This window comes from Alienimonas chondri (assembly GCF_013036045.1).
Lineage (GTDB): Bacteria > Planctomycetota > Planctomycetia > Planctomycetales > Planctomycetaceae > Alienimonas > Alienimonas chondri.
On sequence record NZ_WTPX01000240.1, the window covers coordinates 1 to 4724 of the forward strand.

Below are 4724 nucleotides of genomic sequence, written 5' to 3' on the forward strand. Positions count from 1 at the left end.
CCATGGCTGATTCTCCTCCCCCGCTCCCGGATGCCGACTCCGACACCGCGGGCGGCGTCCGGTTGCAGGTCGCCGGCGCCCGTGGTCGGGATGTGGGCAAGGGCGTCGCTCGCTTGGGAGACGCCACCTTCCAGCGCTTGGGCCTGGAGCCGGGCGATCCGATTGAAATCGTCGGGAAGAAACGCACCGCCGCCGTCGCGATCCCCCTGGCCGGCGAAGATGAAGGACTGGACATCATCCGTCTGGACGGCCTCCAGCGGGCGAACGCCGGCGTGGGCAGCGGCGATCGCGTGGGAGTGCGGCCCGCCTCCCCCACCGTCGCCCGCCGCGTGACCGTGGCGCCGGCCCAGCAGAACGTGCGGCTCTCCGGGAACCCGGACGCATTGAACAAAACCCTCGCCGGTCGGCCGCTGGTCGCCGGGGACATCGTCTCCACCAGCGTCTATCGCCGCCGTCCGGGCGGCGACGGCGACGGACCGGACGTGCCGGAGGAGATCCTCCGCCGCATGTTCAACGCCCCCAGCTACGGCTTGCAGGAGATTCGCCTGATCGTCACCGGCACCAAGCCGCGCGGCGAGATCGTGGTGGTCGGCGAAGAAACCGAGGTCGAGCTGCTCCCCACGTTTACGGAGCCGGAGGAAGCCCGCGCCAGTCACATTACTTACGACGACGTCGGCGGTTTGCAGGGCGTGTTGGAGCAGGTCCGGGAGATGATCGAACTCCCGCTCAAACATCCCGAATTATTTCAACGCCTCGGCATCGATCCCCCCAAGGGCGTTTTATTGCACGGCCCCCCCGGCACCGGCAAAACGCTGCTGGCCCGCGCGGTCGCCGGCGAATGCGACGCGAACTTCTTTCATATCGCCGGCCCCGAGATCCTCGGCGGAGGCTTCGGGGAAAGCGAATCTCGCCTCCGCGAACTCTTTGAGCGGGCGCAGAACGAGAGTCCGGCGATTCTATTTATCGACGAGATCGACGCGATCGCCCCCAAGCGGGAGCAGGTCGGCGGGGAGATGGAAAAGCGGATCGTCGCGCAGTTGTTAACGTTGATGGACGGCTTGGCGCCGCGGCAGAACCTCGTCGTCATCGCGGCGACGAACCGCGTCGATTCGCTGGACGAAGCGCTGCGGCGGCCTGGCCGGTTCGATCGGGAGATTGTCGTCGGCGTGCCTAACGAGCAGGGCCGGCGGGAGATCCTGGAAATTCACACCCGGGGCATGCCGCTGGCGGACGACGTGGATCTGCACGCGATCTCCGACACCGCCTACGGCTTCGTCGGCGCCGATCTCGGCGCCCTTTGTCGCGAAGCGGCCATCGAGGCGCTCCGCCGGAGGCTGCCGGATATCGACCTCGACGCGGAGGAGATCCCCTCTGACGTGTTGGAGACGCTGCACGTCACTCGCGGCGATTTCACCGACGCGATGAAGCGCGTTCAGCCGTCGGCGCTGCGGGAGATTATGATTCAGGCGCCCGACGTGACCTGGGATCAGATCGGCGGTCTGAGCGAGGCGCAACGGCTGCTCAAAGAGGGCGTCGAGCTGCCCCTCACCCAGCCGGACAGCTTCCGCAAGTTCGGCATCCGTCCGGCGAAGGGCTTCCTGCTCTACGGCCCCCCGGGCACCGGCAAAACCTTGTTGGCCAAGGCGGTCGCCCGCGGTTCCAACGCGAACTTCCTCGCGGCGAAAAGCAGCGATTTATTATCGAAGTGGTACGGGGAGAGCGAGCAGCAGGTCAGCCGGCTGTTCCGCCGCGCTCGGCAAGTCGCCCCGGCGGTGATCTTCCTGGATGAGATCGACTCGCTGGCCCCCGCCCGCGGCGGCGGCCTGGGTGAGCCGCGGGCCACGGAGCGGGTCGTCAATACGATCCTCGCGGAACTGGACGGGATCGAGGAATTACAGGGGGTCGTCCTGATCGCCGCGACCAACCGGCCGACGCTGGTCGATCCGGCGCTGCTGCGGCCGGGGCGATTCGATGAATTAATCTACGTCGGCCCGCCGGACCGCGACGGGCGGCTGAAGATTCTGCAGATTCATACCGAAGAGATGCCGCTGGCCGATGACGTGGACCTCGGCCGCGTCGCGGACGAAACGGAACGCTATACCGGCGCCGACCTGGAAGACCTCGTCCGCCGCGCTGGCCTGAGCACCCTCCGCCATCATCCCGACAGCGAATCGGTCGCCATGGAAGCGTTCGACGCCGCGATCAAGGACAGTCGCGCGACCGTCACCGAGGAAATTGAGAAGGAGTACCGGGAGATCGGCGAGCAGCTCAAACAGGAGGGGCCGCAGGGCGATCATAAGATCGGCTTCCTCGCGGATCGTTATTGAACGACTCCGTGGCCGCGACCGCGGGGCACGTATCGGGCCGTCGAACGGCCGAACGTGTCCCCGGGGCGCGGACGAGACGACGGGCGGCTACCGATCCGCCGCCTTTTGGAGGCGTTCGATCTCCTCGGCCTGCTCCACGACTTTGGCGGCAAGCGCGTCGACTCGCTCGCGAAGTTGCCGAATTTCCGTCGTGTCGGCGGACCGATCGGCCTCCTGCTCCGCCGCTCGGCGGTCCAGTTCGGCTTCTTCCAGCGTCGCCCGTACGGCGGCGAGCTTCGCCTTGGCCGCTAGGACGTCGTCGCGCGACCCGACGCCCCGTTCCGCCAACTTCGCGGCGCGTTCGGCCTGCTGCTCCGCCAACTCGACCTGCGCCTGTGCGGCTCGAATGCGAACCTTCGCTCGTTCGACCCGAATCTCGGGCGACTCGGCGGGCCGCACGGTCGCCGGTCCGACGGAGAACTGAAACGGTTCCCCGCTGTCCAATACGCCGGTTTCGAGGGGCAACGAGAACTGGAACGGCTCCCCGCTGTCCAATACGCCGGTTTCGATCGGGATCGGCTTCCACGGTTCCGCCGTCAGATCGATCGTTTCCGGCTTGACCTCGAACTGAAGGATCCGGTCCTCCTCGCCGTCATCGCTTGGACGAACGACCTTCACCGCCAACGGCTTCTCCCCTTCAGCCGCCTCGGCGACCTCATCGCGGAGCATCTTGAACGAAGTCAACGGCTCACCGTCCACCGAGATGATGCGGTCTCCGTCCTTCATCCCGGCCTGCGCGGCGGCAGACCCCGTCAAGACCGAACGAACCGCGAGTCCCGGCGGGTCGCCGGTCGGCTCCATCGAATCCAGCGCCACGCCCAGCCGGTGCTTCGGCGGCGGCGGCGGGACCGACGGCACGTTCGGAGTAAATTCCGCTTGATACTCCGTGACCGTCCCGTCCGGGGCGGTCAGTTTCAGCGTGCCGGTCATCGGGCCGGCGGATCGGGGCAGGCTGAGCAGGGGAACGGTCTGGCGGACCAGCACGTTCGATCCCGTGCCGTCCGGGCGGAGACCGAAGGTCACCACTTCGCCGGCCGGGCGACCCGGCGGAAGCTTCGTGAACTTCCGCAAGTCGTCGTCCCAGACTTCGACGTCGAAGCCGTGCACATTTTCCATAAGGACTTCCTCGCTCGGCGCCGGCGGTTGCGGCGGGGTGGGCGGATCGGAAAGACCCGGGGCGAACAGGGCGGCGGCAAGCAGGGGGACCATCGGGGACTCCGATCGAAAGGGGGAAACGGGGGGCGAGCGCCGCCGTCAGAGAAGCGAACGACTCGGGGAACGCGGTCGCTAGAACACCTCCGGCTGCCGCACGCTCACGGCGTGCACGGGCACGGTCAGTAGACGGCCGTCGGCCAGCGGAACGGTGTATTCCTGGCGAAGCTCGCCCGCGAACCGGCCGGACCGGACGAGTTCGGCTCGAACGTGCGCGGGCAGCGGATCGGCGGCTCGGGCGGCCATCGCGGCTGTGACGTCACGCTCGTCGTACACCGGTAGCGACAGCGACGTCCCGTTCGCCGTTCGCCACGCGACTTGGGCCAGGGGCGTCGGCCGGGGCGCTTCCGAAAGGGGCGGGGAAGAGAAGCCGTTGGTCTCCGAACGCGACGCCGGTTCGATGGGCGGCTCGTCGATCGGAGCCGGTTTCGTCGGCATCGATTCGACCGATCCGGGGGAGCCGGCTGCAATCAGCGGGCGGGAGGGCGACGAAGAGGTCGACGGGGAGACCGGCGACCAGTCCGCATTGAAGAACAGGCCCAGCAACAGCCCCGCCGCGGCGCTCGCCGCCCAACCGGCGGCCGTTCGCCAAGGCGCCGTCGGTCGCGATCGGTCGCGTCCGCTCGGAACCGGCGTCGGAGCGGTCGGCGATTCGAGTCGAACCGTCTCCCGCAGGGCATCGTCGAGCAGCCGACGTTCCAAGAGCGCCAGCGCCAGCGGCCGGTACGCCGCGGGGTTCGCGTTCAGTCGAGCCAGCAGTGCGGCGCGGTCCGGGGCGGTCAGTTCGCCGTCCGCACAGCGTTGCACGAGGCGATCGAGGTCGTCGTCAGTCATCAGTTTAATGCGGGAATGAAATCTCTGTGGCCGTTCCTTCGTCAGGCGTCGCGTTCGGTCCGTCACGGCTCCCTCACTCCCCGACGGGCCAGCGCCCGCCGTAGTCGCCCGCGGCCGCGGCGCAGCCGGTCTTCCACGCAATGCACGCTGACGCCGAGTCGCTCGGCGATCTGGGCGTAGGTGAACCCTTCGACGTGCTTCAGAACCAGCGCGTCCCGGTCGCCGGGCGGCAGATCGGCGAGGGCGGATCGGAGGATCTCCGCGGACTCCGCGTTCAGCAGCGCCGCGGCGGGCGGCGGGCCGGCATCCCGC

At 68.3% G+C, this 4724-nt stretch carries 4 protein-coding genes; 1 reads left to right on the forward strand and 3 read right to left on the reverse strand.

Annotated elements, in window-relative coordinates; all coding sequences use genetic code 11:
• Positions 1 to 2 precede the first annotated feature (2 nt).
• Complete coding sequence (locus LzC2_RS20300) at positions 3 to 2327, forward strand: CDC48 family AAA ATPase (protein WP_171189854.1); 2325 nt, start codon at positions 3 to 5, stop codon at positions 2325 to 2327.
• A gap of 87 nt (positions 2328 to 2414) precedes the next feature.
• Here LzC2_RS20300 and LzC2_RS20305 read toward each other — a convergent pair whose 3' ends face one another.
• The 3 genes from LzC2_RS20305 to LzC2_RS20315 form a co-directional block, all read right to left on the reverse strand.
• A complete protein-coding gene (locus LzC2_RS20305) occupies positions 2415 to 3575 on the reverse strand; it encodes a PDZ domain-containing protein (protein ID WP_171189855.1) in 1161 nt (386 codons plus the stop codon).
• A 78-nt stretch (positions 3576 to 3653) separates the two neighbouring features.
• On the reverse strand, positions 3654 to 4412 hold the full coding sequence (locus tag LzC2_RS20310; protein ID WP_171189856.1) for a hypothetical protein: 759 nt from the start codon (positions 4410 to 4412) through the stop codon (positions 3654 to 3656).
• A gap of 62 nt (positions 4413 to 4474) precedes the next feature.
• The coding region (locus LzC2_RS20315; protein WP_171189857.1) for an RNA polymerase sigma factor at positions 4475 to 4724 on the reverse strand (250 nt) is incomplete at its 5' end.